16 protein-coding genes are annotated in these 22,262 nt (G+C 54.9%); 7 read left to right on the top strand and 9 right to left on the bottom strand.

What is annotated here, in order from left to right:
• The first annotated feature begins 110 nt into the window (after positions 1–110).
• The gene (locus tag AABB29_RS04380; RefSeq protein WP_341368104.1) at positions 111–950 is read left to right on the top strand and encodes a hypothetical protein; all 840 of its coding nucleotides are present in this window, start codon (positions 111–113) and stop codon (positions 948–950) included.
• A gap of 476 nt (positions 951–1,426) precedes the next feature.
• Here AABB29_RS04380 and AABB29_RS04375 read toward each other — a convergent pair whose 3' ends face one another.
• Entirely contained in the window at positions 1,427–2,308 is an 882-nt protein-coding gene (locus AABB29_RS04375) for an IS1595 family transposase (RefSeq protein ID WP_341368105.1), read from the bottom strand.
• 54 nt (positions 2,309–2,362) lie between these two features.
• Positions 2,363–3,394, bottom strand: a complete 1,032-nt coding sequence (locus tag AABB29_RS04370; protein WP_341368106.1) for a substrate-binding domain-containing protein — start codon at positions 3,392–3,394, stop codon at positions 2,363–2,365.
• Between the two features lie 206 nt (positions 3,395–3,600).
• Here AABB29_RS04370 and AABB29_RS04365 point away from each other — a divergent pair, with 206 nt between their 5' ends.
• The 5 genes from AABB29_RS04365 to AABB29_RS04345 all read left to right on the top strand — a co-directional run bounded on the left by AABB29_RS04365 (position 3,601) and on the right by AABB29_RS04345 (position 10,122).
• On the top strand, positions 3,601–4,863 hold the full coding sequence (locus tag AABB29_RS04365) for an ABC transporter substrate-binding protein (RefSeq protein WP_341368107.1): 1,263 nt from the start codon (positions 3,601–3,603) through the stop codon (positions 4,861–4,863).
• A gap of 105 nt (positions 4,864–4,968) precedes the next feature.
• Positions 4,969–6,210: a sugar ABC transporter permease gene (locus tag AABB29_RS04360; protein WP_341368108.1), complete on the top strand. Its 1,242-nt coding sequence runs from the start codon at positions 4,969–4,971 to the stop codon at positions 6,208–6,210.
• 2 nt (positions 6,211–6,212) lie between these two features.
• Positions 6,213–7,358: a carbohydrate ABC transporter permease gene (locus AABB29_RS04355; RefSeq protein WP_341368109.1), complete on the top strand. Its 1,146-nt coding sequence runs from the start codon at positions 6,213–6,215 to the stop codon at positions 7,356–7,358.
• Positions 7,359–7,371: 13 nt separating this feature from the next.
• The gene (locus AABB29_RS04350; RefSeq protein WP_341368110.1) at positions 7,372–9,021 is read left to right on the top strand and encodes an alpha-amylase family glycosyl hydrolase; all 1,650 of its coding nucleotides are present in this window, start codon (positions 7,372–7,374) and stop codon (positions 9,019–9,021) included.
• A gap of 9 nt (positions 9,022–9,030) precedes the next feature.
• Positions 9,031–10,122: a sn-glycerol-3-phosphate ABC transporter ATP-binding protein UgpC gene (locus AABB29_RS04345; protein WP_341368111.1), complete on the top strand. Its 1,092-nt coding sequence runs from the start codon at positions 9,031–9,033 to the stop codon at positions 10,120–10,122.
• Between the two features lie 6 nt (positions 10,123–10,128).
• Here the strand turns inward: AABB29_RS04345 and AABB29_RS04340 are convergent, their stop codons facing one another.
• The 5 genes from AABB29_RS04340 to AABB29_RS04320 form a co-directional block, all read right to left on the bottom strand.
• Positions 10,129–11,244, bottom strand: coding sequence for a transporter substrate-binding domain-containing protein (locus AABB29_RS04340; RefSeq protein WP_373636793.1), 1,116 nt, complete (start codon positions 11,242–11,244; stop codon positions 10,129–10,131).
• A complete protein-coding gene (locus AABB29_RS04335) occupies positions 11,241–11,930 on the bottom strand; it encodes an HAD-IA family hydrolase (protein WP_341368113.1) in 690 nt (229 codons plus the stop codon). The genes AABB29_RS04340 and AABB29_RS04335 overlap by 4 nt, the downstream gene beginning before the upstream one ends.
• On the bottom strand, positions 11,927–13,111 hold the full coding sequence (locus AABB29_RS04330; protein ID WP_341368114.1) for a hypothetical protein: 1,185 nt from the start codon (positions 13,109–13,111) through the stop codon (positions 11,927–11,929). Before AABB29_RS04330 ends, AABB29_RS04335 begins: the two co-directional genes overlap by 4 nt.
• A gap of 8 nt (positions 13,112–13,119) precedes the next feature.
• Positions 13,120–14,538: an SLC13 family permease gene (locus AABB29_RS04325; protein WP_341368115.1), complete on the bottom strand. Its 1,419-nt coding sequence runs from the start codon at positions 14,536–14,538 to the stop codon at positions 13,120–13,122.
• Between the two features lie 71 nt (positions 14,539–14,609).
• Positions 14,610–15,518, bottom strand: a complete 909-nt coding sequence (locus tag AABB29_RS04320) for a LysR substrate-binding domain-containing protein (RefSeq protein WP_341368116.1) — start codon at positions 15,516–15,518, stop codon at positions 14,610–14,612.
• Positions 15,519–15,657: 139 nt separating this feature from the next.
• On the opposite strand from AABB29_RS04320, the gene katG reads away from it, so the two are divergent.
• Complete coding sequence (gene katG / locus AABB29_RS04315) at positions 15,658–17,856, top strand: catalase/peroxidase HPI (RefSeq protein ID WP_373636792.1); 2,199 nt, start codon at positions 15,658–15,660, stop codon at positions 17,854–17,856.
• A 55-nt stretch (positions 17,857–17,911) separates the two neighbouring features.
• On the opposite strand, the gene AABB29_RS04310 is transcribed toward katG, so the two are convergent.
• Both AABB29_RS04310 and AABB29_RS04305 read right to left on the bottom strand, forming a co-directional pair.
• Positions 17,912–21,031 carry an efflux RND transporter permease subunit gene (locus AABB29_RS04310; protein WP_341368118.1) on the bottom strand — a complete coding sequence of 1,040 codons (3,120 nt, stop codon included), beginning with the start codon at positions 21,029–21,031 and terminating at the stop codon, positions 17,912–17,914.
• Positions 21,028–22,170: an efflux RND transporter periplasmic adaptor subunit gene (locus tag AABB29_RS04305; protein WP_341368119.1), complete on the bottom strand. Its 1,143-nt coding sequence runs from the start codon at positions 22,168–22,170 to the stop codon at positions 21,028–21,030. Before AABB29_RS04305 ends, AABB29_RS04310 begins: the two co-directional genes overlap by 4 nt.
• Between the last annotated feature and the right edge of the window lie 92 nt (positions 22,171–22,262).

Below are 22,262 nucleotides of genomic sequence, written 5' to 3'. Positions count from 1 at the left end.
GGGTTATGTGGTGGGTGCATCACCTTGAGGCAAAAAGGCAAAAGTAAAAACCTCTTGCACGCCTTAAAATGAGTCGCTAAGTAGGGTTCAAAGCCAATAGGAATCGGGCGATGAGCAGTCCTTCAAGTGATGGAATTTTGCAGCAGATGGTGAGTGAGCGTGATGCGTTTGCTGATTTCGCGCGTCAAAGGCTATCGCAGTTGGATGCGGCGATTAACGCCAGGAAAGAGGCCTTGGAGGGCTTTGGATCGTTTGCGCTAGGCGGCGTTGACGATTCCGCAAGCGCCGATACGGCATCGTCAGGCGTTTCTGAAGGCTTCGAAGGCCTAGCGTACCCAGCGGTTGTCCACAAAGTACTTAGCTTGCAGCCCCGCCGAGAACCTATGACTGTCAACCAGATATTGGACGCAATGGAATTGCATGGCGTAGTTCCGGAATCACAAAGCCCGCGCAATACAGTTATCACTGCCTTGAGGCGTCGAAGCACGAAGCTAGGTGACATCATCCATACCGGTATGGGTGAATGGGGTTTGCGCGAGTGGTATTCCGAATCTGAAGCGCAGAAATTTGAGCGCGCCGTTGATGGCGCAAACGCCCGTGACGCGAAGATGCACAAAGAGAATATGAAGAAAGGCATTGCGCAAACGCAAGCGCGGGGCGCGCACTACGGCAAGCCACCAAAAATCACTGAAGAGATGTGGTTGCTGGCAACACGTCTAGTGGCAGACGAAGGCCGTAAAATTCCTGAAGTGTATGAAGAGATTTGCAAACTTTTTGAAAGGGATGGTGAGGAGCCAATTGGCTTGCAATCGCTGGCCAACCGCAGGAAGGACTTTCTGGCGAGGAGGCCATATCCCTCAAGCTGGAAGACTTATTTTGCCAACCGTGATCGCCTCCTTGATGCAAAATCCGGTCCTGAAGATAAGCCTAAATTGAGGGCTGTAGAATGAAAACCCTGACCATCTCTGATCAGGGTTTCAACGGTTCACCGGAGAGGTTGCAGCCTCTTCAAACGATAGAAGCGCCAATTGGGGCTTCTGAATTTCCTGCGCGCCGCAGGCCAGACCCCGCACTGGAAGCTGCGGGGAGACTTTCTGGAGGCGATATGCCCTTAGAGAGTATCCAGATTACGGGGAGACTTCGAAGCACCCGTAATGTGCAGCCCCGTTGGGGGATATGACACCACCCTGTCCCCTTCCATAAGGGATAAGAGCAGACACCAGTCGCGGGTCCATACCGTTGACTGGTGTCGGTGCTTCTATGCTACAATCGGTTTCAAGTCAAGATTCTAGGAGTGATTCCAGCGTGTTATCTTTATCAGAAGCTATAGAAAGTGGGCGATTACAAGAGTTTATCGCGCAAGAAGAGACTCGTGGAGTTGCTCCGATCAGCGAGGCGGCTTTTGATGAAACCGCCTCAACTGTTATCAAAACGCCGCTACAAGACGATCAAGCATCAGGTTCACCTCATTCCGGTGGTTCGCCCGAAAAGTGAATTCATCCAAATAGCGCTTCATCCACTTTTGCGAAATTGAAACGTGCGTCCCGCGAATCGAGTGCTTGAAGTGACGCCAGAAGCTTTCCACGTGGTTTGTGTGGTGAAGCTGCTGCGTCTCATAGTCATATATCGCCCACTGCTTTTGACCGTGCTTAACAGCAACGTGAGTGTAGCCTTCCATTTTCAGTAAGCCATAGGAAAGCAGTTCGTCCGTTGAAACTGTTGTGCCAGCCTCAACGTGCTTGAGCGTTTGCTCGCGCAGCGTGTTCATTTTCACATTCGGGATAATCTCAGTCACAAGATTGCCGCCGCGCTGTTTGAACCCCATGACGATAGTTTTGCCAGCAGTACCACGGCCACGCTTGCCCCCAACATAAGCTTCGTCAATCTCAACGTGACCTGACAGGATCGCCTGAGCGTCGTGCTTGCTCATCTGCTCGCGGATTTTGTTGCCGATCCGCCATGCGGTTTTGTAAGTCACGCCCAGTTGGCGCTGGAGTTCTTTGCCGGAAACGCCGTGACGTGTCGAAACGAACAGATAGATTGCGTAGAACCATGATTGAAGCGGTGTGCGCGTATCCTGAAAGATAGTGCCTGCTGTTGGGTAGACGTGATCGCCACATGAGGCACATGCCCATGCGCGGCGCTCACCCATGCGGTGAAAGCTGCTTTCAACACCACAAGCGCGGCATACGTGACGCTCACCAAAGCGGACGTTGAAGATATGCTCAAGGCAGGCTTCATCATCAGGAAAGCGCTTAAAGAAGTCGCGAACACTAAAGTCGGGGGATGCTGATTTGCTCTTTTCCATGCATCATAGGTAGCAATTCACATTACTTGCGTCAAGGGGATACACCCCTTAATCCTAAGCGCGTTGTGGGGCTGGTCCGGTGGATGTACCGACGACCAATTCGGCCTCAAGCAATCGGTCACGTATTTCGCCTTGCGGGGATTCTATTTGGTGGATCAGCATTTCCGCGATCGTCTTGCCTGCCTCTCTGACAGATGATCTTACGGCGGTAAAAACGGGTACTTCCTGTCGGTTGCCCAGATAAGACAGATCGTCGTCATAAGCGACGATCGATATGTCGCGCCCCATGACAAGCCCGGCTTCCTGAATTGCACGCCGTGCGCCGATGGCTTGTGTGATGGATGAAACGACCAGAGCGGTGGGCGGAACCGCATTTTTCAACATCATGCTAACCGCCGCGTGACCGTTTTCTTCGGTCATAGGCCCGCTTGTCATCATGGCTGTATCCATCGCGATATCTGCGGCAGACAAGGCGGTATGATAGCCAGCGCGACGGCGAACGGCGTAGTCCACTGTCTCGTCACCATTGATCAGCGCAATATGGCGATGGCCCAGATCTATCAGAAATGTGGTTGCGCGGTGGAAGGCGCGGGTATTGTTTACATCAACCCAAGGGTAGGGGGCCACGATGCCCGTTGCGCGTCCATGCATGACAAAAGGCATGCCAATTTCCTGCATCAAGGCGATCCTGCTATCATTCTTACGTGGCAACTGTAGGACAATACCGTCAACGGCCCCTTCAGATTTCATCTTACGAAATGTCGTTGTTTCCTGGTCTGGTTTAACGATGGTAAGGGACAGGCTGTAGCCGAAATCGGCACTTCGTTCTGTAATGCCACCAATAAAATCGCCGGAAATCGGGTTTACCAGCTCCTCTTTGTGATGACTGGAAAGGATATGTCCGATCGCAAAAGAACGGCCTGTCGCCAGAGCCCTTGCCCGTTTGTCAGGCTGATACCCGTGTTGCGCTGCTGCGGCTTCCACACGGGCACGGGTTTTGGCGCTGACTTCGGGATAACCGGCCAATGCCCGAGAAACGGTTGTGGGCGAAAGTCCCAGATGGGTTGAGAGTTCTCTTAGCTTCATAAGGGTCGCCAAACCGGTTTCAAATTTGTCCAGCGGCTTTGCTGTAGTGGGGCAAGCCGAAACGTAGGATGCACAGAATTTCGTCTATTTGCAACATCACTGATTGACATAGCGTCAATCATGAAGACTATTCGGATTATCCAAACCGGTTTGGATGGGCGCGATTCGTCTCATGCTGACCCGGCTATGTGAAACGGGAGGAAATAATGAAATCCACTTATCTTGCAAGCGCCGCTGCGCTTGCGCTTCTGTCGTCGTCCGCTGTTGCAGAGCAACTGACAGTCTTTGGGCCGTGGCTTGGGCCGGACCAGGAATTCGTAGAAGAAGTGCTTGGCAAATTTGCCGAGCAATCTGGGCATGACGTGCGTTACACCGGATCTGACAGCTTTGAGCAGCAAATCCTTGTCGATGCAGAGGCGGGATCAGCGCCCAATATTGCGGTCTTTCCGCAGCCGGGTCTGGCAGCAGACATGGCGTCTCGCGGTTTCTTGACGCCACTCAAAGACGGAACAGGGTCGTGGATCGTTGATAACTATGCGGCAGGGCAGTCATGGGTTGACTTAGGCACCTATGCTGACGAAGCCGGGGCAGATAATCTTTATGGCTTCTTCTACAAGGTCGATGTGAAATCATTGGTCTGGTATTCGCCAGAGAATTTTGAAGACGCAGGCTATGATGTGCCGACGTCAATGGAAGAACTCAAGGCATTGTCCGATCAGATTGTTGCGGATGGCGGCACGCCATGGTGCATCGGTTTGGGGTCTGGCGGTGCAACGGGTTGGCCTGCGACAGACTGGGTAGAAGACATGATGCTGCGTACGCAGTCGCCATCTGTCTATGATGCTTGGGTGTCGAACGAGATGCCATTTGACGCCCCAGAAGTTGTCGCCGCGATTGAGGAATTTGGTGCATTCGCCCGCAATGACGATTACGTTGCAGGCGGGGCTGGTACTGTGGCATCCACCGATTTCCGCGATAGCCCAAAGGGCCTGTTTGACAGCCCGCCGCAGTGTTACATGCATCGTCAGGCGTCGTTCATTCCGGCGTTCTTCCCTGAAGGAACGGTTGTCGGTGAAGATGCCGACTTCTTCTACTTCCCTGCCTATGCGGAAAAGGATCTTGGTTCACCCGTTCTGGGTGCGGGAACGCTTTGGGCGATCACCAATGAAAACGATGCGGCGCATGAGTTGATCGCGTATCTGCAAACCGTCGAAGCCCATGAGACATGGATGGCGCGTGGTGGTTTCCTTACACCACATACAGGCGTGGATTCGTCTAAATTTGCGGATGCGGCAACGGCCAAGATGAATGACATCTTGCTTGCTGCGACAACGTTCCGTTTTGATGCGTCTGATTTGATGCCAGGTGCCGTCGGTGCCGGAACATTCTGGACCGGTATGGTGGACTATGCTGGCGGCAAAGATGCCGCAGAAGTCGCAGCCGAAATTCAGGCATCCTGGCCTGAGTAAGACCGAAACCAAACAATGCTCAAGCCTTGCCCTTGGCCGGGCTTGAGCCGCTAAGTTGACGCCGGCAACTGCCCCGATCACGCGACCTTTCGAAAGGATAGTTTGATGCATCCTGCCTTACTGGGCATAGTGACAATTCTGATTGGTGTTGGTGGCTGCTTGGCCTATTTTTCGGTGTCCAATCTGGTGTTGGACACGCTGATTTTTCCACCAAAATCGGGCGATGGTGGGCGGAATATCAACCGGGCAAATGCGGTGCGCCCCTGGCTGTTTTTGTTTCCTGCGATTGCGGCCTTGGGGCTGTATCTTGGCTACCCGGTCATGGAAACATTGCGCCTATCGCTGACGGACAGGGACGCCGGTGGGGCGTTTGTTGGTCTTGCGAATTTTAAAAATATGGCGTCGGAAGACAAATTTTGGGAAGCCATGCGCAACAATATGTTGTGGCTCATTATTGTGCCGGCGGCATCCACCGCGTTTGGACTGCTTGCGGCGCAACTGACCGACCGTATCTCATGGGGAAATATCGCAAAGTCTATTATTTTCATGCCGATGGCGATCTCTTTTGTCGGCGCGGCGGTGATCTTTCGGCTGATCTATGATGCCCGGCCCGAGAACCAGGATCAGATTGGTGTTCTAAATGCTATTTGGTTGAATTTTGATGGCGGTGCAGGGTCATTTATCGTTTTACGTCTAGCGCCCGCGATCTTGGTCTTGGCGTTTGCAGCAATGGTTGCTTATGCGGCCAAAATCATCGCGGCCCCGCTGTGGGACCGCCACAAAAAGAAAGCGATCCTTGTCGTTGCGTTACGTGGTGGCAGCGTCCTGATCGCGGCAGGGCTGGTTGTACAATCACTGTGGTCGGTCGTTCAGATATTTAGCGCGGAATATACATATGGGGCCCCGCAAACATGGCTGACCATACCGTTCTGGAATTCCTTTTTCTTGATGGTGGTGTTGATCTGGATTCAGACAGGTTTTGCAATGGTGATCCTGTCGGCGGCCTTGCGCGGCGTCCCGCAAGAGACGGTTGAGGCTGCAATCGTCGACGGGGCCAACCCTTTCCAGGTCTTTTTTCGGATCAAGGTTCCGCAGATCAGCGGGACCATTGTCGTTGTGTGGACGACTATTACGCTTGTCGTGTTGAAGGTCTTTGACATCGTGTTTGCCATGACAAATGGACAATGGGACACGCAAGTTTTGGCCAATTACATGATCGACAAACTGTTCCGGGCCAATGATTGGGGTGTCGGCTCTGCGGCAGCTATTGTGATCATGTTACTGGTGTCACCAATCCTGATTTGGAACGTGCACAACGCCCGTCAGGAAATGAAGGGCATGAGGTAGGCATGGTTGTTGGTCGCAAATCCACCCTGTCCTGGGCCGTTCAGTTATCAACCGTTCTGCTGGTCATCCTATGGCTTTTCCCGACGCTGGGACTACTTGTTTCATCCTTCCGGACAGCGGATCAAATCGCAGGTTCTGGCTGGTGGAGCGCGCTTTCTGAGTCAGAACAAAACGTCGTTATCCGGGTCGCTGATCCCGATGAATATCGGGTCCAGGATGGCGACAGGTTCGTGGTGACGGGCAATCTTTTTGGTGAAGCAGGCGACGCCAATATCTCGGTTTGGGGTACGTCATCCCGGGCGATTGATGCCTATGTCGTGGGCGAGACAGCAGATCTGGGCGATGGTGAGACGCTTATTCTTCAGGCGAATGGTGACTATGTTTGGTCGGGCACTGACGAACAAATTTCCGGGCGGGCGCAGCGTGTCTTTGCAACGGCAACGTCTCCGCCAGAGTTCACGCTGGACAATTATGACCAGGTTCTCTTCAGTGGTAACGCCACTGACAGTATGGCGCAGGCCTTTTTCAACACACTGACAGTGACGATCCCGGCCACGATCATTCCCGTGGTTGTTGCGGCATTCGCGGCCTATGCGTTGGCGTGGATGCAGTTTCCGGGGCGTGCATCGCTCGTGGCAATCGTTGTCGGGCTTCTGGTTGTGCCATTACAACTCGCCCTGATTCCGCTGTTGAAGCTGCATCTTGGAATTGGGATTGGCAAAGGGTATCTGGGTGTCTGGCTGGCGCATACGGGCTTTGGTTTGCCGCTCGCCATCTATTTGCTACGCAATTACATGGTGGGGCTGCCCCGCGATATCATCGAAAATGCCAAGGTCGATGGGGCAACGGATTTCCAGATATTCCTGAAAATCGTCCTGCCGCTGTCTTTTCCGGCGCTGGCTTCCTTTGCGATCTTCCAATTCCTCTGGGTTTGGAATGACCTGCTGGTCGCGCGCGTCTTCCTGATCGATGCCACAGGCGACACCACAGTCATGACCCAACAAATCGTCGAGCTTTTGGGCACACGCGGCGGAAACTGGGAAATCCTATCAACGGCGGCCTTTGTGTCCATCGCGGTGCCGCTCTTTGTTTTCTTCTCGATGCAACGTTACCTGGTGCGCGGCCTGTTGGCCGGCTCGGTGAAATAGAAAGTAGTCAATAATGAACGCAGAGTCCCCAAATCGGAGCTTTGACAACACCGTCGATCAAGATTGGTGGCGTGGTGCTGTCATCTATCAAATTTACCCGCGCTCGTATCAGGACAGCGATGGGGACGGGATCGGTGATCTGGGCGGCATCGTGCAGCGATTGCCTTATATCGCAGATCTGGGTGTTGATGCGATTTGGATATCACCCTTTTTCACATCGCCGATGAAAGACTTTGGCTACGATGTCAGCGACTATCGGGATGTTGACCCGATGTTCGGCACCCTCGCCGACTTCGATCAACTTGTTGCGACCGCCCACGGACTTGGCTTGCGGGTCATGATTGATTTGGTGCTCAGTCACACCAGCGACCAACACGCTTGGTTTCAGGAAAGCAGGCAGAGCCGCGAGAATGCGAAATCCGATTGGTATGTCTGGGCTGATCCAAAACCGGACGGGACACCGCCAACTAATTGGCTGTCCATCTTCGGGGGCACCGCATGGCAATGGGACCCACGGCGCGAACAGTACTACCTGCATAATTTTTTGACATCACAACCCGATCTGAATTTCCATACGCCAGCCGTGCAAGAAGCATTATTGGACGTTGCGCGCTTTTGGCTGGATCGCGGTGTCGATGGGTTCCGGCTGGATACGATCAATTTCTATATGCATGACAAACAGCTGCGAGATAATCCACCGCTTGCGCCAGAACGGCGGAATGCGACCATTGCGCCAACAGTAAACCCCTACAATCATCAGGAACATCTGTACGACAAGAACCAGCCCGAGAACCTCGACTTTCTTCGTAAGCTACGCGCGGTCATGCAGCCTTATGGTGCTGCGGCCGTAGGCGAGGTTGGCGACGCGCAGCTCGGGCTGGAACTTTTGGGTCAATACACGGCCGGCAATGATCTGATGCAAATGTGCTATGCGTTTGAATTTCTTGCCAATGATGCCCCATCCGCTGCAGATGTGGTCGCTGTGCTGGACAAGGTCGACCGCGTCGCATCAGAAGGCTGGCCATGCTGGGCCTTTTCAAATCACGATGTACCGCGCCATGCGTCGCGATGGAATTTCGATACCCCAGCATTGAAACTGGTGACGACATTGATGATGGCGTGGCGGGGTAGCGCGTGCATCTATCAGGGGGAAGAGCTGGGTTTGGAACAGGCCGATGTCGCCTTCGAAGACCTGCAAGACCCATATGGCATTGAATTCTGGCCCGAATATAAGGGGCGTGACGGGTGCCGGACGCCGATGGTTTGGGAAAACAATAACCAAAACGGCGGCTTTACGACGGGGCGACCTTGGCTGCCTGTGTCGCCAGACCATTTGCGCCAGGCACCGACAATGCAGATAGACGACCCAGACGGGATGCTGGCCTTTTACAAAGCGGCGATCGCGCTGCGCCACAAATATCCGGTCCTGGCCAAAGGACATCATCGCGATTTGCGACATGAGGGTGACTTGGTCAGCTTCGTGCGCCACGACGACCAGCAAACGATTTTTTGCGCCTTTAACATGTCCGATAGTGCTGCAGATTTGTCATTGCCAACCGGTCAGTGGGACAATGCAGGTAACACCATTGGCGGCGTTGCGCCAATTGGGGGCAAAATAACGCTCGGCCCATGGCAAGTCTGCATTGCCGCGAAACAAGCGTAGGAGACTGCAATGGCTGATCTGAAGCTCACAAATGTTGGCAAGACCTATGGCGGCGCTGTTGATGTGCTTAGGGATGTCAATCTGGACGTCAAAAAGGGCGAGTTGATCGTTTTTGTCGGTCCCTCGGGCTGTGGGAAGTCGACCTTGCTACGGATGATTGCGGGGCTTGAAAGCATCACGAGCGGCATGCTCGAAATTGATGGTGAGATGGTCAATGAAATGCCACCAGCGCAGCGTGGGATCGCGATGGTGTTCCAGTCCTACGCGCTTTATCCGCACATGACGGTGCGTGAAAATATGGCCTTTGCGCTGAAGATCGCCAAAAAACCGCAGGCAGACATCGATGCGGCTATCGAAAAAGCCGCGCGTATGTTGCAGTTGACCGAATATCTCGATCGGCTGCCAAAAGCGCTATCAGGTGGGCAACGACAACGCGTCGCGATCGGGCGCTCAATCGTGCGCGACCCCAAAGTCTATTTGTTTGATGAACCGCTTTCCAATCTTGATGCGGGGCTGCGCGTTGCGACGCGGATCGAGATTGCACAGCTAAAGGAAAGCATGCCGGACAGCACGATGATCTATGTCACGCATGATCAGGTTGAGGCCATGACGTTGGCCAGTCGCATTGTGGTGCTGGCCAATAAGGGGATTGCTCAGGTGGGCACGCCGCTTGAACTATATGAACGCCCCGAAAATGAATTTGTGGCGCAATTCATCGGCTCACCTTCAATGAATCTTTTGCCGGGCGAAATCACCGGAACGGGTCAACAAACCACCATAGCATTGGATGCTGGCGGAACAGCCGTCTCAAATGTACCGACCCAAGAGGCTGACATGGGCTTGCGTGTCAATGTCGGGGTTCGCCCCGAAGACATGGTGCCGGCACAGGATACGCCGCTCTTTTCCGGAACGGTTAGCTTTTCAGAAGCTCTCGGCGAAGTCACATTGGTCTATTTTGAAGGGACAGCACCCGATCAAAACACAGTCATCGCCAAATTGCCTGGGGTGCATGCAAATGTCCGGGGGCAGGATATGGCATTGACCGCAGATCCGGCCAAAGTGCAGGTCTTCCACGATGGCCGGTCGATGTATTTTCGGTAACGCAGATTAGCGGCTTCCAAAATATCCTTGCAGGGTGGTTTGCCAGATCGGATCGTCGATTCCCGTCAATACGGTCAGATTGATCGGCTCACGCAGCGGGCTACCGGGCGGCAAAGCAATCGCATAGCGTTTGGGCTCTACCTGTAACGGGGCCATCTTGACGCCCGTCAGATTGCGCCGATTGATGAGATATTCAAGCACCTCGCGCTCATGGATAAAGGCATCGATGCGCCCCTCATCGAAATAACGTTGGACTTGCGAAAAGGCCTGCATCGACAAAACAGGCACATTGGTGTCTGCTGCCCAATCGGCACTATCGCTTTGGTTCATCACGGCAACCGCGCGGCCTTCTAAGTCGCCGACGGTGTTCACTTCAGGCTCGAGCGCCTGCAGGGTCAGGCTAGAGGTGATGATCGCCGTGAAACTTGAGATAATCGTCACCCCGACAAACATCAAAAGCAGCACAAAAAGCTGGCCAAAGCGGGACTTCAATTCGAACGGGTTGCCCTGTCCTTGAAAGACCAAGAGGGCGGACCAGATCATCGAGCGATAAAGGCCGGACAGTGGGCCTTGCCGAAAAAACTCGTTCCCGCTACGCCGCTCCATCCACCAATAGATCAGCCCAACAAAGATCATGAAGCCAAGCAGCCCAGCGACAATCGACAGGATGTTTGAGTGCAGGATGCGCGATATCAAAAGCGCAAAATTGGCCCCGCGGCTGCGATCAGGCACGATCACACCCAGTGATGCATCAAAAAACGGATAACTGAAATCGACCCATGTCTCATTGCCTGCAGTCACTGGCAGGGCCGAGATGGCCAAATCAACCTGGCCATCACGCGCAGCGGCAATCAGGTCGGCATCGGTGCCGTATTCAACAAAACTGTAATCGTCCGGGTTCAGATCCAGGCAATCGGCGATCAACTCCCAAAAATCAATCCCCAGGCCTTCGGGTGCCTCCTTGGGGCCCATCACAAAGGGGGGTGAAAACTTGGTGCCGATCACCAGACCGCCTTGTGGGACATCAAGCGGCGTGTCCGGGCAATGCTGCTGCGCGGCCCCTTGCGATGCGGTCAAACCGAGGCAGAGGATAGTGAGGGCGACACGAAGAAAAGACATCATTTTGAAAGCATCTCAGGCAACAGAAGGTTTTGCAGTTGGGTTTGCGCATCTTGCGGGGTGTCAAAGATCAGCGTCGGGCGCAGCGCTGTCAGTGTTGCGCGTTCGGTATATCCCCATGCGGCGGCGGCGGTGGGACATCCCGCAGCCTGTCCGCAGTGAATGTCGGCGGCGGCATCCCCGATCATCAGGATACGCGAAATTGCGATGCCCGTTTCGGACGCAAAGCGCTGCACCATATCAGGGGCAGGTTTCGGGCGAGGGACGTTGTCGCTGGAATAGACCGCCGCAAAGTAATGACGGATGCCCAATTGATCGAGCAGTTCGATCGTGCGTTCATAATCCTTGCCCGTCGCAATCCCTATCGGTAAGCCTTGGCTTTGGGCCCAATCCAGCAGATCAATCGCGTCATCGTAAAGGCGCACATATGGGGCCAAGATACGGCTATGTTTGCGAAACGGGGCAAACATGTCGGGGCTGAGGTCAAGATTGCGCATGATCTGCGGAAAGCCCATGCCCAGATGTGTGCGGTAAGCCTTGAACAGGGCGGTGTGAGGCATGCGTTTGCTCGGATAAACCTCTTGCAGAGCGGCTGAGAATGCTAGCTGCATCACCGGCAGGCTGTTGATCAATACGCCGTCAAAGTCGAACAACAAGGCAGCGGGTCGCGGGACATCTTGGGGTATCATTGACCTGTCTCCCCCTGCACGACGTAAAGCTGTTCAAGCACATCAACAAATGTGCCGATCTCGCGGCTGAAGGCTTCGTAAATTGCGGGGAGGGCCAGGTTTCTCTTGCGGACAAGGCTTTGGTTCATCCCGATCAGGAATTGCTGGGCATCGCGTTGCGGGCGGGCTGTGCCCCCTGTCAGGGCGGCGATAGCCAGTTCCATGGCAACACTACCCTGCTCCGACCCGGCAATAGCGACGGTCATCATGCCGCCATCCGCGACAAAGCGGGTGTTCACGCCAAGAACAGGCAGTTTTGCGTTTGCCTCGGTCCATTGGATCAGAAAATCCGGTGGGACCAATTGGCCATCCGTGTCGCGGACATTCTGATAATTGGCGATCAACAGCATCAGGTCGCGGGCGTTCGCCTCGGCCACTGACTCTTTCCAACGAACAAGGGTTGATGCGGCGACGGGCGATGCGGCTTCAAAAGGGGCCCAGTCTTGGGCGACGTAATTGGCATTTTCGGTCTGCCCGGTGGGCGAGGCATCATTGAGCATCATAATGCCCGCCACATCACCGGCATAAGCGGTGCTGAGCGACTGCAGCGTTTCGATCAAAGCAGCGTAGTTCTTACGCTCGAAAATGCCGGAAACATTATCGGCATCTTCATATCCATAGCGCGCAACACCGCCATTGACCCCGGCAAAGATCACCTCAGGGATGTGGCCGGCCTGCGGATCATCAAGATGAAAGAAGGACAGATCGGGCGTTTCGCAACGATCACCGGCAAGCCATTCATTCAAAGCAATTGCAATGGCATTACGGTCCGTTTCGGGACGCAGACGTAACTGGTCAAAACCAACCAGGGCTTGGGCCAGATCATCGACCAGGATGACGGCTTCGGGTTGCCAATCGTCAATGGTAAAGCGGACATCAGCAGCTGCGTTTTTGTAGTAATTGCAATCGGGATGATTGCGCAGGTTCATATAGTGGGTGCGGGCTGCGATCTTGATGGGGGCGTCTTCCAGCGCGCGGCGGATGCCGCCATCGATATCGTTCACCCAGGCCAGATCAACATTGTAGGAATGAACGATCAGGATTTTGGTTTGTTCGCTATTTTGCGACATGACCAGTCGGGCCACGACCAGCAAAAGACCAGCGATCACAACGTATTTGGCAGCAGCAAAAAATGATTTCATTTTGCCCTCTAGATAAGATGAAGCGCCTTCCAAAAGGGAATGCTCACAAACACTGCAAGGCAGCGCAAAAGGAAAAATACGATGTTGAAAATGATCAGGGATGGCATGGAATACTCCGTCCGCTCCGCATCAAGCGCAGTGACGGTTTGGGAAAAAACGCCGTGTTGGTAGGGCCAAATAAACCCTTCGGAGACAGTCAAAATAACAAAGCCGAGAACCCAGGGCGAAATGCCGATCACTTCTGCAAATGGCAGCAGGGTACTGGCCAGAATGATGAAGGCAGGGGCGCCGGGTACGGCAAGCCGGATAACAAAGACGCCGATCATCAAAACCGCAAAGCCCAAATGCAGGCTTTGTGCAAAAAGCGGGACTAAGACGGGCAATTGATCGGCTAGCCACTGGCTAAGCCCTAGGTGGTCCAACATTGGGCCCCAGGCCACGACAGTTGCCACAAATATCAGGGTGGGCCAGTCAAAACGCTGGCGCAGGGTGGCAAGGGTCAGTCCTGAGAAAAAGAAGACGGACATCGCCAGGGACAACACGATCCATTCCAGTGGAATCTGGTGGATTGAACGACTAAGGATCGCCGCCAACAGAATAGCATATAGGCCCAAGGTTGCCCAATCACGTAGCGGGTCGGCATCGATCCGGGGCAGCGCCGCATCTGTATCATCTGGCGTTGATTTCCGGCGCGAGGCGATCGACAAGACGGCCAGCACGGCAACAAAACCAATGGCAATGACCAATCCGGCGGCGCTGGTTGCCTTCAGCCAGCCCATCCATTCGAACCGCCCTGATGTCTGATCGTCAAGCATGCCAAGCAGTACGAAATTTAAGGGGTTGCCGGTCAGAATAATCGTCGACAGCAATGTCGTGCCATGCATATGCGCAAGGGCCAGAAAGGCATTGTTGCGGGGCCGCCCGTTGCGGAAAAAGCGGTGAACCAGCGGTTGCACCATACTGGCACGGCCCAGCGGGGACGGAACGACCAAGGTCAGCAATATGCCAGCGCAGACGACCGCACATAGGCGTGTCGGAAACGAGGCCTGTTTGCGTACCAGCACGCGTTCAAGCCGGGCCAGCCATGATGTTTCTGCCAGCAACGCGGCCAGTACGAAAATGCCGAAAACCAGGAAAAAGACCTGTGAATAAAAGCCGCTAAAGGCGATATCTCGCGGAACCAGATCAAGCAGGGTCACAACAAGGATCAATGCGAGGCCGGGTACAAAGTCAGGTGTCAGGCGAAAAATCCACATGACAATGGCGGCCAGGGCCAGGCATAGGAATATCAGCTGATCAAAAGGCAGGCTTTGATCAAGTTGCACATACAGCAGCCATGGCAGCAGTCCGACGAGGCTCCAAGCAATAAAGTCGCGATAGGTGCTGTCTGGTTGCCGCATCTCAAGAGAGTGTGGCGCGTCCGACAAAAATAACTTCCGAAATAAAATTTAGAGAGCACCATAAACGCTTTGTTCGCTTTATCAACCCTAGGTTTATTTCAGGGGAAGTCTCGTTGAACTTGTTGGCTCGCGGACCGTACGATTTCGCTTATCTGCACCAGGCGAGCGGCTAGCGGATTGGTCCGCCGCCAGATCATGCCGACAGTGCGGGTGGGCTGCGGCCCTTCAAAGCGGCTAATGCTTACCGGGGCGGACCGTGCCTCGACCTCGACCGCCATTTCGGGGATTAAGGTCACGCCAATACCCGCGCCTACCATCTGCACAAGTGTCGACAGCGAACTGCCGTCCAAACCCTCGCGGGTTGTGGTGGATTGTAGGTTGCAAAAGGACAAGGCTTGGTCGCGAAAACAATGTCCCTCTTCAAGCAGCAGCAGCCGCATATCACGCAGCGCATCAGCGGTCGGGGCTGGGGCTTCGGCGTCTTTGGCCTGGCGGACCAGAACCATGGTTTCTTCAAACAGCGCGGTTTCTTCAAAGGCAGGTACGTCAATCGGCAAAGCGACGATCGCTGTATCGATATGCCCATCTGCCAATTCTTCGACCAAACGGGGCGTGACAGTTTCGCGGATCTGCACGTCAATTTCGGGATGCTCGGAATTCAGGCGGCTGATCAGGGCGGGCAACAAATAGGGGGCGATCGTCGGGATGACGCCGATACGTAGCCGACCCGATAATCCCGTGCCTGATGCGCGGGCCATCTCGCTCAGTTCATCTACGCCCTGCAAAACTGACCGAATCCGATCAACGCATTCCGCCCCAAATGCGGTCAGCCGCACTTGGCGGGCCGTACGTTCAAAAAGCGGCGTGCCCAGGTTTTGTTCGAGTTCCTTGATTTGCACCGAAAGGGCCGGTTGCGAAATCGCGCAAGCATCTGCCGCCCGGCCAAAATGCTGATGGCGGGCCAGGGCCTCAAAATACCGTAGCTGTTTGAGTGTCACATTGTCCATAATTAAAAGTTATCAAAGAAATGACTATTTGCAACTTAATCTAATAGAAAGAATCTGTTACGTAACGACCACATTGGTAAGGCAGCGGCAGCGCAAAGCTTCGCAGCACTCGCAACCAGAACCAACATCGGAGATAAAAATGGACGGTAATGACGTCGGAAAATGCCCAGTCATGCACGGGGCGACATTGCATACGACACATAAGGTGCAAGGTAACAAGGACTGGTGGCCAAACCAGTTGAACCTGAAAATCCTGCACCAGAATGCCCCTGCTTCTGATCCGATGGGGCTGGACTTTGATTATGCGACAGAATTCAAAAAGCTCGACCTGAAGGCGTTGAAAGAAGATCTTTATGCCTTGATGACCGACAGCCAGGATTGGTGGCCTGCCGATTATGGGCATTACGGCCCCTTCTTTGTCCGTATGGCTTGGCACAGCGCGGGGACATATCGGACGGCCGACGGCCGCGGTGGCGGTGGTGCGGGGCAACAGCGTTTTGCGCCGCTAAACAGCTGGCCAGATAACGGCAACCTGGACAAGGCGCGCCGTTTGCTGTGGCCGATCAAACAGAAATTCGGCAACCAGATCTCTTGGGCCGATCTGATGATCCTGGCAGGGAACTGCGCCATGGAGTCGATGGGCTTTAAAACCTTTGGTTTTGGTGGTGGCCGGGCCGATGTATGGGAGCCTGAAGAAGACGTCTATTGGGGCCGCGAAGACGAATGGCTGGCCACATCGGACAATCCAAACAGCCGCTATTCGGGCGACCGCGAAATGGAAAACCCACTTGCCGCCGTGCAAATGGGCTTGATCTATGTGAACCCTGAAGGCCCGGACGGAAACCCTGATCCACTGGCCTCTGCCTATGATATTCGTGATACTTTCGCCCGGATGGCGATGAATGACGAAGAAACCGTGGCCCTCGTGGCTGGTGGGCACACATTCGGCAAGGCACATGGTGCGGGTGATGCAGGCCTGATGGGGCCAGAACCAGAAGCTGCCCCGCTTGAGATGATGGGCCTTGGCTGGAAAAACGGCTTTGAAAGCGGCAAGGGTGTGCATACGACAACCAGCGGCATCGAAGGCGCCTGGAACGCGACCCCAACCCAATGGGACATGAGCTATCTGGAAACGCTTCTGGGCTACGAATGGGAACTGGGCAAAAGCCCTGCCGGTGCACATCAATGGCATCCAAAAGACGGCGCGCTGTCTGATGCGGTGCCAGACGCGCATGACGCATCACGTAAACATGCGCCAATGATGACGACGGCTGACATGGCGCTGAAACTGGACCCCGATTATGCGCGTATTTCGCAGCATTATCTGGAAAACCCGGATGTATTCGCTGACGCCTATGCCCGCGCATGGTTCAAACTGACTCACCGCGACATGGGGCCAAAGATCCTGTATCTGGGTGAAGAAGTGCCCGAAGAAGATCTGATCTGGCAGGATCCGATCCCGGCTGTTGATCATGATCTGATCGATGATGCGGATATCGCCGCGCTCAAGGCTGAAATCCTCGGCTCCGGCGTGGCGCAGGCTGATCTGATCTCTGTGGCTTGGGCCTCGGCGTCAACGTTCCGCGGGTCCGACAAACGCGGTGGTGCCAATGGCGCGCGCATCCGGTTTGCACCGCAAAATGGATGGGAAGTGAATCAGCCCGAAACGCTTAGTACTGTCTTGGCAGCGCTTGAGAAAATTCAAAGCGGTTTCGGCAAGACCGTATCACTGGCCGATTTGATCGTTCTGGGCGGCTGCGCTGCGGTGGAACAGGCGGCCAAAGCCGGGGGTCACGACATCACGGTACCGTTCACACCCGGCCGGATGGATGCCAGCGAAGACATGACTGACGCTGAAAGCTTTGAGCCGCTCGAACCCGTTGCAGACGGTTTCCGCAACTACCTCAAGGCGGCTTACACCGTACCGGCTGAGAAAATGCTGGTGGACCGCGCACAGCTTCTAACCCTGTCGGCACCAGAAATGACTGTGCTGATCGGCGGGTTGCGGGTGCTCGGGGCCAATGTTGGTGGAACCGAACATGGTGTCTTCACCGACACGCCCGGTACGCTGACCAACGACTTCTTTGTCAATCTGGTCGACATGGGTGTCGAGTGGAAAGCCATCTCTGATGCGGAAGATCTGTTCGAGGCCAAGGATCGCGCGACGGGAGACGTCAAGTGGACCGGGACCCGGGTCGATCTGGTGTTTGGATCAAACTCGCAACTGCGCGCATTGGCCGAAGTCTATGCACAAGACGATGCCAAAGCGAAATTCGCGGCAGACTTCGTTGCGGCTTGGACCAAAGTGATGGAGCTTGACCGCTTCGATCTGAAGTAAGAAAAACGCCACTCACGGCGATAAGGCGCAGTCTGGTAACGGGCTGCGCCTCTTTTTATTCAGCGGGGGCCAAAGCAGGGCCTGTTTTGAAACGCTTGGCCCGTCTTTCGCCCAACATCAGCATGGCAGGCGTCACCAACAAGGTCAGGATCGTCGCAAAGACCAGACCGCCTGCAATCGCGCTTGATAGTTCGGTCCACCACTGCGTTGAAGGTGCGCCATAGATAATTTCGCGGGTGAAAAAGTTAATATTCAACCCGATCACCATCGGCATCAAACCCAATGCGGTTGTAACCGAGGTCAGCACAACAGGGCGCAAACGCTGCGCGCCCGTGCGCAGTGCGGCCTCCAGAGATGACATACCCGTCGCTTTCAATTGATTGAAAGTATCGATCAGAACAATGTTGTTGTTCACGACAATACCGGCCAACGCGATCACGCCGATGCCGCCCATCACAACCCCAAAAGGACGGCCTGTAATCATCAGGCCAAGCAAAACACCTGCGACAGAAAAGACGATCGCAGACATCACGACAAAGGCCTGCCAATAGCTGTTGAACTGCGTCAGCAGGATCAGGAACATCAGCCCGATGGCGGATAAAAACGCGCCCATCAGAAAGATCATCGCGTCTTCCTGCTCTTCGGCCTCGCCGCCGAATTCCACATCCACACTCGCGGGCAGATCAAGGGTCGTGATCACCTCTTGCAATGCGACGGTCTGGTCATTCGGTAAAACGCCTGCCGCTACGTCCGCCGAAATTGTAATGACCCGGGCCTGATCAATCCGGGTGATAATCCCGCTGCGAGGGGCAGGGTTGAACGATACAAAGTTTGAAATTGGCACCAAACCGGCATTGGTTGGCACACGCAACGCCTCAAGTTCGGCCAATGTCCGGTCAACAGCGGGGAAACGCACGACGATATCAACTTCGTCATTGGTATCATCGGGGCGATAATCGGCGACCGTGATGCCACGCGTCAGCAATTGTACAGCTTGCCCCAAAAGCGCGACATCCGCACCGCTACGCGCTGCCTCAGACCGGTCAACCGTAATCTGCCATTCAACGCCCGGATTGGGGCGCGTTTCAACGACATCAATGAACCCGCCCATACGTTCCATCGCCGCGATAATGGTTTGTACGGCAGCTTCCTGTTCGGACTGGACCCGCCCCAAAACCTCAAGATTGATCGGCTTGCCGCCCCCTGGGCCGCCTGAATCGGTCTGTACCTGGACCTCAATGCCAGGAATTTCGGACATATCGGCCCGGATATCATCGGCGATCAACGAAACTGTGCGACGCGTGTTCCACTCAGCCAGCTCAAGCTGCAAAGATCCGATAACATCGCCACTTTCATTCGAACTGCCCGAGCGCGCATAGACGCTTGCAATCTCGTCATAATTGGCGAGTTTCGCCTCGACCTGACGCACCAGCGCATCTTGTTCGTAGACCGAAAAATTATCCTTTGCGCGGACTTCAACCTGCGCGTAATCGGGTTCAACCTCGGGAAAGAAGGTCAGGCCATTGCCAAAAATGCCGTAAGCCATGAAAGAGGTCACAAGCGCGATCAGGGCAAAAGACAGCGTCGTCCATGGGCGCAAGATCGACCATTCGAGCAGCCTGACATACCCGCCGGTGAAGCCGGTTGCTTTGCGCGGATCGCCGTGTTCTGCGGCATATAGCTGGGCCTTGGCCCGCGCCGTCTGTCCACGCCTTTTGCCGATCAGGCCGCCCATGACGGGGATAAACACAAGGGCCATGAACAGTGAAGCGCCTAAGGTGAAAATCACGGTGATGGGCAGGAACTTCATAAATTGGCCCACCACGTCCTTCCAAAAGAGCAGTGGGAAAAAGACGCAAAGCGTCGTGGCTGTAGATGCGATGATTGGCCAAGCCATCCGCTTGGCGGCGCTGGCATAAGCCTCCTTCGGGCTATGGCCTTCATGCAGATAGCGGTCGGCCAGCTCAACGGTCACAATCGCGCCGTCCACCAGCATCCCAACAACTAGGATCAACGAAAACAGCACCACGATATTCATCGTAAAGCCCATGAAATAAAGGCCCGCCACACCAGTTAGGAACGCGCCGGGAATAGCCAAACCCACCAGCAAAGAAGACCGTAAACCAAGCGCATAGACCACCACGATCATCACCAGGATGATCGCGGCGATCACATTGGCCTCAAGATCGGATAGCATGGATTTGACCTGTTCGCTTTCATCCAAGGTAAAGCGGATCTGCACGCTTTCAGGCCAATCAGCTTGCGCGTTTTCAATCACTTCACGCACTTCGGCGACGGTCTCGATGATATTGGCGCCGACACGTTTCTTGATCTCCAGCGCGAGGGCGGGCTGCCCGTCGATCCGGGCAAAGCCTGTGGGGTCTTCAAATGTGCGCCGTATGGTGGCGACATCGGCAAAGGTCACAACCGTCTGATCACGAACCAGGATGGGCAGTTCCATCACGTCTTCGAGGTTCTCGATCAATCCGGGAACTTTCAAAACCAGACGGCCAGCTTCGTTCTCAATCGCGCCAGCCGCGATCAATTGGTTGTTGCGGGTGATCGATCCGATCAGCTCATCAAATGAGATGTTATACGTCTCGAAAACTGTCGGATCGATGAGCACTTCCAGAAGTTCTGAGCGTTTGCCCCCCACGTCAACTTCAAGGACGCCGCCAAGGGATTCGATATCGTCACGCAGGTCTTCGGCCAGGGTATTGAGGGTGCGTTCGGGAACGGGGCCGGACAGGATAACAGTAAGGATGGGGAACAGGGCTGTGTTGATCTCAGTCACGGTCAGATCAGCATCTTGGGGCAGTTCATTCTCCGCCTTGTCCGCCGCCTCGCGCACATTATCAAGCGCGGCATCGGCATCAAAACCGGGCTCAAACTCTAGCTGCACACTGGCATAACCTTCGCCCGCCGTTGCGGTCATGGATTTCAACCCGGTGAGCGAGGCAAATTCAGCCTCCATCGGGCCGACCAGCACGTCTTCTGAATCCTCGGGCGAAATACCGTCAACCGAGGTTGAGACATAGACCACAGGAATTGGGATTTCCGGGTTACTCTCTTTGGGGATGCCGATATAGGCAAATGAACCGACGATCAGCAAAAATGCCAGGATCAGCTGCGCAACCTTGCTGCGATTGAAGGCGGCGTCGATCAGGGCATTCATTGTGATACCTCTGTCGCCTGCAATGCGGTTTCTGCGCGGGGGTCAACGACATCGCCGGCATTCACAAAGCCTTGGCCGACCGTGATGATATCGGCGCTCTCAGGCAGTCCGGTAACCCAAATTCCATCGGTTTGGGCGCGCACAATTGCGACCTCTTGGAATTGGACGACGTTGCTTTCATCAACCGTCTTTACGCCCAATTCGCCATTCACGCTTAGGGACAGGATAGCGGGGGATATAAAATGGCCGCGGGCCTGACCGGTCGGAATGGCAACGCGCGCGCTTAGGCCCGCGGGCATGACGCTTTCGGGGTTATCTACCTGAATCTCAACCCGGAACGTTCGGGTCTGTTGATCGGCGTTGCTTCCAATAAAGCCCACCGTCCCGGTACGGGTTTCACCGGTGATGAATTGGACCTCGGCTGCTTGGCCTTTTTCCAGACGGGACAATGCGATCTGAGGCACCTGAATGACCACGGTCAGCGGATCGTTATCAAGCACTTCGGCAACGACATCGCCATTTGCAACAAATTCGCCCTCGTCCAAGGTCAGCTCATTCAAACGGCCCGCGAACGGGGCGCGGATGATGGTATTGTCGCGTTGTTCCTGGGCGGCCGTGACCGATGCCTCGGCAGCGGCTTTGGTCGCGCGGGCCTGCGTTACACGATCTTCGGTGGCTACGCCGCGTTGTTGCAGGGCCAGCGCATTATCCAGATCACGTGCGGCCTGATCCAATTGTGCCTGCGCTTGGGTCAGCTGGGCCTCGGCGGTTTCGGCGTCGATACGGCCAAGCTCTTGGCCCGCGACAACCAGATCGCCACGGGATACCAGCACGGTTTCGACTTGACCGGCGGCCTTGGCGCTAATCGATGTGGCACGATCCGGGATAGACTGGCCTTCGGCGGTCAGGACCAACTGTACCTCTTCAGCAACCGAAGGCAAAACGGCCACAGTGATTGCGCGCGGGGCAGTTTCTTCGACAACCTCTTCTGAAGCCTCGGAAGGAATAACAAACCCGCTGCCCATCCAGACGACCAACATAATGGCAAGCAAAATGGCCACCCATTTTGAGCGGTTCGCACCTTTGTCGCTTTGAAAGGTCAAGCGCTCAGGCTGTGCTGACTCCGTATTTTGGCCCATGAAAATGTTCCCTCAAAAAGACGTCGAAAATGCGCGACTGGACTTGCGTAATCACGGAATAGTTAAGGGTGCCGTGGGCAAGATACCAGATG

The organism is Yoonia sp. BS5-3 (assembly GCF_038069655.2).
Classification (GTDB): Bacteria; Pseudomonadota; Alphaproteobacteria; order Rhodobacterales; family Rhodobacteraceae; genus Yoonia; species Yoonia phaeophyticola.
The sequence above is the reverse complement of the archived record's forward strand: the minus strand, read 5'-3'. Positions and strand labels throughout refer to the sequence as shown.

Bases quoted from the DNA above. Each gene is read 5' to 3' on its own strand.
- AABB29_RS04380 (WP_341368104.1), top strand. From the start codon at position 111: ATGAGCAGTCCTTCAAGTGATGGAATTTTGCAGCAGATGGTGAGTGAG.
- AABB29_RS04375 (WP_341368105.1), bottom strand. From the start codon at position 2,308: ATGGAAAAGAGCAAATCAGCATCCCCCGACTTTAGTGTTCGCGACTTC.
- AABB29_RS04370 (WP_341368106.1), bottom strand. From the start codon at position 3,394: ATGAAGCTAAGAGAACTCTCAACCCATCTGGGACTTTCGCCCACAACC.
- AABB29_RS04365 (WP_341368107.1), top strand. From the start codon at position 3,601: ATGAAATCCACTTATCTTGCAAGCGCCGCTGCGCTTGCGCTTCTGTCG.
- AABB29_RS04360 (WP_341368108.1), top strand. From the start codon at position 4,969: ATGCATCCTGCCTTACTGGGCATAGTGACAATTCTGATTGGTGTTGGT.
- AABB29_RS04355 (WP_341368109.1), top strand. From the start codon at position 6,213: ATGGTTGTTGGTCGCAAATCCACCCTGTCCTGGGCCGTTCAGTTATCA.
- AABB29_RS04350 (WP_341368110.1), top strand. From the start codon at position 7,372: ATGAACGCAGAGTCCCCAAATCGGAGCTTTGACAACACCGTCGATCAA.
- AABB29_RS04345 (WP_341368111.1), top strand. From the start codon at position 9,031: ATGGCTGATCTGAAGCTCACAAATGTTGGCAAGACCTATGGCGGCGCT.
- AABB29_RS04340 (WP_373636793.1), bottom strand. From the start codon at position 11,244: ATGATGTCTTTTCTTCGTGTCGCCCTCACTATCCTCTGCCTCGGTTTG.
- AABB29_RS04335 (WP_341368113.1), bottom strand. From the start codon at position 11,930: ATGATACCCCAAGATGTCCCGCGACCCGCTGCCTTGTTGTTCGACTTT.
- AABB29_RS04330 (WP_341368114.1), bottom strand. From the start codon at position 13,111: ATGAAATCATTTTTTGCTGCTGCCAAATACGTTGTGATCGCTGGTCTT.
- AABB29_RS04320 (WP_341368116.1), bottom strand. From the start codon at position 15,518: ATGGACAATGTGACACTCAAACAGCTACGGTATTTTGAGGCCCTGGCC.
- katG (WP_373636792.1), top strand. From the start codon at position 15,658: ATGGACGGTAATGACGTCGGAAAATGCCCAGTCATGCACGGGGCGACA.
- AABB29_RS04310 (WP_341368118.1), bottom strand. From the start codon at position 21,031: ATGAATGCCCTGATCGACGCCGCCTTCAATCGCAGCAAGGTTGCGCAG.
- AABB29_RS04305 (WP_341368119.1), bottom strand. From the start codon at position 22,170: ATGGGCCAAAATACGGAGTCAGCACAGCCTGAGCGCTTGACCTTTCAA.